This window comes from Micromonospora sp. B11E3 (assembly GCF_039871625.1).
Classification (GTDB): Bacteria; Actinomycetota; Actinomycetes; order Mycobacteriales; family Micromonosporaceae; genus Micromonospora.
This window is the reverse complement of sequence record NZ_JBDPMC010000151.1, coordinates 1-5,870: the sequence shown is the minus strand read 5'-3', so window position 1 is coordinate 5,870 and position 5,870 is coordinate 1. Positions and strand designations below refer to the sequence as shown.

1 protein-coding gene and 1 pseudogene are annotated in these 5,870 nt (G+C 69.8%); one reads left to right on the top strand and one right to left on the bottom strand.

Annotated features, from left to right (window positions below; genetic code table 11):
* Positions 1–128 precede the first annotated feature (128 nt).
* Positions 129–308, bottom strand: a complete 180-nt coding sequence (locus tag ABGB16_RS32910; protein ID WP_347671966.1) for a hypothetical protein — start codon at positions 306–308, stop codon at positions 129–131.
* Positions 309–1,052: 744 nt separating this feature from the next.
* Here ABGB16_RS32910 and ABGB16_RS32905 point away from each other — a divergent pair.
* Positions 1,053–5,870, top strand: a pseudogene (locus ABGB16_RS32905) (hypothetical protein); the annotation flags it as partial.

Genomic DNA, 5,870 nt, shown 5'->3' with positions numbered 1-5,870 from the left:
GTGCGGCCCGGGCTCGCAGCTGTTCCAGTTCGGCGTCCAGTCCAGTTCGGCGTCCGGATCGGCGGCCGTCGCGGCGGTGGCCGCGCCGGTGGCCGCCGGTGTGTCCCGGCCGGGCGGACCGCTGCCGTTCAACCACGCCGGGCGTGCGGGAAGCGGTCCTGGTTGCCGCGCAGTCGGGAACTGGCCGGCAGGACGTATGGCCGTGGGTACGCGTTGTCGTTGCGGCCTTGCCGTTTCCAGCCCCGGCCGGCGTTGATCGGCTCGTCGCCGTCTGGCAGCCCGCCGTGGTGGTCCTCGCCCGCCGCCACGTTCCCGCACTCCCTTCGCGCCTGGCCTGGAACCGGTTCACCGGTTCAACGAGGAAGGAGCGCCTCGGGGCATGGGATCGACCACGGCCAGTAGGTCGCGGTGGGGAGAGAAGGGGAGATCCCCCTCCCGCAGGGAGGGAGTCTGGCTTTCGTGGCCTGGTCGGCCGGGTCTGTCAGACGGCCGTTGACGTGCGCTGTGAGCGGTCCGGGCGGGGCCGTGGTGTGCTGCTCCGGGGTGCGTGGTGGTGAAGGCGTGGTGAAGCCCTGACGGAAGGGGCGGAGGGCGGCTCGCGGTGAGATGGTCGGCGCCGGGCCGGCCGGGGCTGTCGTGGCGGCGGGTGTGCTGACAGGACCGGCCGTGACCTGCGCCGTGAGCCGGTGTGGGTGGTGTGGTGGGCGGTCGGGCGGCCGGCTGGCGTGGATGTGTGGTGGTTCACGTGTGGGTGGGGATGGCTCGTGTCGCCGATGTCGACTACCGTCGCTTTGCGGTGAGGGGTTCGTGGCTCTTGGTGATCGACGTCTTGGGTGGCGGTGGAGGTGTCGGTCGGGTTGCGGGGTGGGGAGTTGAGGTCTCGGCCGCCGGGTGGGGGCAGTGCCGAGGTCATCGCCGACGAGGTGGTCGGGGGCTGGGGTGGCGGTCAGCGCGGTTGACTGAGCCGCGCTGGGTGCCCTGATTCGGGGCGGGGAAGGGAGCGTTGCGCGTTGGCCGCGGCCGTTCCGACCGTTGAGCTCGATGAGAGTTCGATGCGGGTGTTGGAAGGGTTCACCGGGTTCAGGTTGTCCCGGGCGGAGTTGCCGTTGTTGTGGCAGGACATCGGTACGGCCGAGGTGCTGGAGCATCGGGTGCGTACGGTGCTTGGTCCGTTGCTGGAGCAGGCGATCAGGGCGGTCGGGGAGGCGGGTGAGGGGGAGGTCTTCGCCCGGTTCGTGGCCCAGACCGTTCCGTTCGTGAGGAAGTTGGCCGAGACGGCTGACCTGCTGCTCGCCGTGATCGAGGCGGAGAAGAATTTCTTCCTCGAGACGGAGACCGGCAAGCGTACGGCGGTGGCCATGTTCAGCTTCATGCAGGCCGAGTTTGCCGTCGCCTTCGCGATGTGGTTCTGGAATCCGGTGGGGGCGGCGGCACACGTCGCCCAGACACGGTCCGTCATTCAGGCGGTCCTGCGTTCGGCGTTGGTCCGGTCGGCGGCGAGCGGCACGGCTGTGCAGATGTTGTTCATGCCGGGTTCTGCGTTGCTGGCCGAGGTGTCGATGATGACCGACGGTCTGCAGTCCGGGGTGAACTGGTCGGCGGTCGGTAAGCAGGCGGCGTTCGCGGGGGCGGTGGCGTTCCTCGGCACGGTGGCGGGGCCGGCGTTGGGTAAGGTCGCTGGCGCTGTCGCCGGCGCTGTCAGCAAGCTGGGCGTGTCGGATGCCACCAGGATTCTGTTGACCGATGTGCTGACGCGGCCCGTGCTGGAGACCGGTATGGAGGGGCTCTTCGGTGGGCTTTCCGGCCTGATGGTCGGCGGGTACTTCGCCGTCAGTGGTGCGGATCTTGTTTCCGGGGCGCTGTCGGGGGCGGGGGGGTCGGCCGCGAGCGGGCTCGGGCTTGTCTTGAGTCGCGCTGTGATGCAGCCCCGGGTGCAGGTGCCTCGTATCGATTTCACGCCGGACGGAAGGCCGGTCCTGCCGGTGGGGGCGACACCGGTTGGTGTGGACCCGTCCGCGGGCTACCAGGGCGGGGTCGATGATCCGAAGGCTGTGGCTGCCGGCGCGCAGGCCGCGCCGCCCACCCCGCCGCCCACCCCGCCGCCCACCCTGCCACCGCTGCCGGCATGGAACATGCCCACGCCGAAGCTGAACCTGCCCACGCCGAACGACCGGTCGGTGCCGTTGTGGTCGGTGCCGTCGTGGTCGGTGCCGGCCGTGCCGGCGCCGCAGTGGGTTGTGGCAGGTGGTGTGCCGGTGGTCGAGCGGTGGTATCGGTTCCAGCAGGATCTGGTGGATCGCTACGGTGGGCTGCTGGCCGGGGTGGCTCGGGCGGGCAAGAGCATGGCCGGGCTTGCCGTGCCCGTCGAGCGGGTTTTCGCCGGGTGGGTCGACGCCCGGCAGGGTGATCCGACTGTTCTGGCTTTCCTGTCCGCGGTCGGTCTGCCGGGTACGGCGCTCACCGAGGGGTATCTGATGGGTGTCCGGGAGCGGGCGGTGGCCCGGATGGCCGAGGCGTTGGCGTCCGCGGGTGAGCAGATCCCGGCCGAGGTGTGGTCGGAGCAGGTTGTCGACGCGCTGCCGGCGGAGTTCGACCGGCAGGCGTTGCGCGCGATCGCGCACCTGGCCGCCGAACACCACATCGACCAGTTCGCCGCCGGCCTACCGACGGCCGCCAGCGCGTCGTGGGCCGATGGCACGCCGACAGGTGCCGGCGTGCCGGCAGGTGTCGGGGCGGCGGTGCCGTCCGCCGCCGCGATCGAGGCGGTCAAGAGCGCCGTGCGGGACCGGGTGGACCGAATCCTCGATGCGATCCTCGGTACCTCCGCACCCGTGCTGCCGGCCGTGCTGCCCGCTGTGGTGGCCGGTCCCGACGCCGCGCAGGTGAGTGCCGTGGTGAACGTGGTCCGGCAGGCGGTCACCGATTTGCCCGCCCGTTTCTCGGCCGCGGCCATCCCCGGCGCCCCCGCACCGGCCGCCAACTGGGCTACCGTCGACGTTGCAGAAAGCGGGCGCGCCGGCGCGCCGACCGTGCCGATAACGCCCGAGCAGCACACCGCGGCAGCGACCAGCCAGGCAGTAGAGCAGTTCACCGACCTGGCCGACCAGTACGGCGTCAAGCTGGCCAGCGACGGCCCCCTCGCCGAATCCTTCCAACGGGACTGGGTGGACGGATACCACCAGGTCCTCGCCCAGGCCGCCGGCAGCGCCACCCCCGGCACGCCGGGCACGCCCGGCACGGCTGGGACGCCGGGCACGGCTGGGACGCCGGACGCGGCCAGCGCCCGTAGCACGGTGCCGGCTGGCGCTGCCTCCCGCGCCGATGACACGCCGATCCACCACAACACCAACACCAACACCAACACCAACACCAACGCCAACGCCAACGCCAACGCCAGTGACAGCGACAGCGACAGCGACAGTGGCATGTCTGTCTCCAGCGACGGCGTGTTCAGCAACCTCGACACCAGCGACACGATTTCGATCAGTGACGTGTCCTCGCCGGACGAGTCGGTTGGTGGGGTGCCGGGTAAGCACGGTCTCAGCGACGCGGATTCGTCGTGGGATGAACCGGTCAGTGGCGACCCCGGCAGACACGGCGAGCCGGCTGTCGCGGCAACTGGGCAGGCCGTTGCGGCAACCGGGCAGGCCGTTGCGGCAACTGGGCAGGCCGTCGGGATGTTCGAGTCCGGGCAGCGGGTCGCTGACTGGGCCGCTGCGGAGCAGGTGCGTGCCGGCAGCAGCGGCGACCCGTGGTGGTGCGTGGCGGCCACTCTCGAGGTGTTCCACACCGTGTACAAACGGTTGGGCAACCGGGCGGTGTTCGACGACCGGATCATCGGACCGGACGGCCGGCTCGCGCCCACCATGGGCTGGCCGCAACTGTTGGAGATCCTCGACACGGTACCCGAGCGCGTCGCCCACCCCGACGGGGTCGCGGGACAGGACGTGCTGGCCGCGCTGAAGGCGGCGCCGGGGTCGATGGTCGTGGTCAGGGCCGCGCCACCGAACGAACCGCAGCACGTGTTCGCCCTCCACAGCCAGCCACAAAAATCCGGGCCGCCGAGAATCCAGGTGCGGGACCCTCTACTGCCCGACGCCGCCGACCGGCCCGAGCCGAACGATCCGATACGCGATCCGTGGCTGCGACACCTGTTCGCATCCAGCACCCGGGTGGCCGCGTTCGACGGGAACGGCCGGCCCGCCACCATCACCGACCTGCTCGGCCAGACCACCGGCCACCCGCAACCGACAACCACGACCGACACCGACACCAGCGCGTTCCTGCTCGCCTCCACCAGCCCGCCACGCGGCCCGTCCCACGCGATGCTCACCACCTCCACCGACCCGGCCGACTCTTCAAGCGGCGGACTGCCATCCGATCCAGAGGGCAACGGCGATCCGTCTGGCCTGGCGTCTGGTGATCAGGAATTCCAGAACGTATGGGACCCGGATCTGGATGGAATGGATCTGGATGGGATGGATCTGGATGGGATGGATCTGGACACACCAAAGCTCGACGACGAGTGGGAGCCGCCGCAGGACACCGAACAGGTCCAGTCCCCGCTGTCCGAAATGCCAGGGGTGGATGTCGCGTGGGTGCCGTTGGGGGTGGGGGACAACGCGACCGTGGCGGTCCCGCAACAGCGGGATGCGGGAGACCACGACCCGTCTTATCTTGACCCGGCGCTTCTTGACCCGGCGCTTCTTGACCCGGCATTCGTGGAGGATCTGCGGATGCCGTACCCGGACCCGGACCTGGGTGTGGGTCTAGGTCCGGGAGGGGTGGAACTGTCGGCACTGCCGCCCGGCTGGGGGTGGACGCCACCGGACGGCACCGAACAGGTCGATTCTTTGTACCCGCCGTCTGGGGTTGTGCCGGAGGTGGGTGTTGCGTGGGGGCCGTCGGTGGTGGGGGACGACGTGACCGCGGCGGTTCCGGACGATCGGGATACGGAAGATCACAACCTGTCTTCTCTTGACCCGGCGCTTCTTAACCCGGCATTCACGCAGGATCTATCGATGCCGGACCCGGACCCGGGCCCGGGCCCGGATCTGGTTCTGGACCCGGACCTGGTTCTGGACCCGGACCTGGACCTGGACCCGGATCTGGGTCGAATGGGTACGCCGACGCTCGATGAGGGCTGGGAGCCGGGGGGCGATCGGGTCGATTCTTTGTACCCGCTGTCTGGGGTGTCAGGGGTGGGTGTTGCGTGGGCGTCGTCGGTGGTGGGGGACGACGTGACCGCGGCGGTTCCGGACGATCGGGATACGGAAGATCACGGCCTGTCTTCTGTTGACCCGGCGCTTCTTAACCCGGCATTCACGCAGGATCTGTGGATGCCGGACCCGGACCCGGACCTGGACCCGGTTCTGGATCTGGATGGTGTGGATGGGGTTGGCCGGCCGGTGTTGGAGTTCGCGGTGCCGGCTGATGGGTATTGCGTGTTGTCGGCGTTTGTTGTCGCTGATCCGGTGTGGGTGCGGGACGTGTTGGCGCCGGTAGGGGTGCTGTCGGCGGATCTGTATGAGTGGCTGTCCGGTCCTGAGCGGGTGCGGGTCAGTGTGGGGCGGATGGCTGGTGCGGTGCCGGCCGGGTCTGAGTTGGCGCGGGTGAACGAGTTGTTGCGGGCCCGTGTCGTGTCGTACCTGGACAGCTGTTTCGGGTGGTTGCCGGCCGATGTGGTGATGCAGCGGCGGCATCTGCCGCAGGGGGAGCCGTGGCGGCAGGTGCGGGAGCTCAGCGATGGGCAGGTGTTGGCGCGGCTGACTGATCGTCTCGGCGACCAGGGTGTTTCGGGGGGCGGTGTTGTCACCGAGGCTGGTTTCCTGGATGCGCGGTGGATCGGGCAGCGGTATGACGAGGCGTGT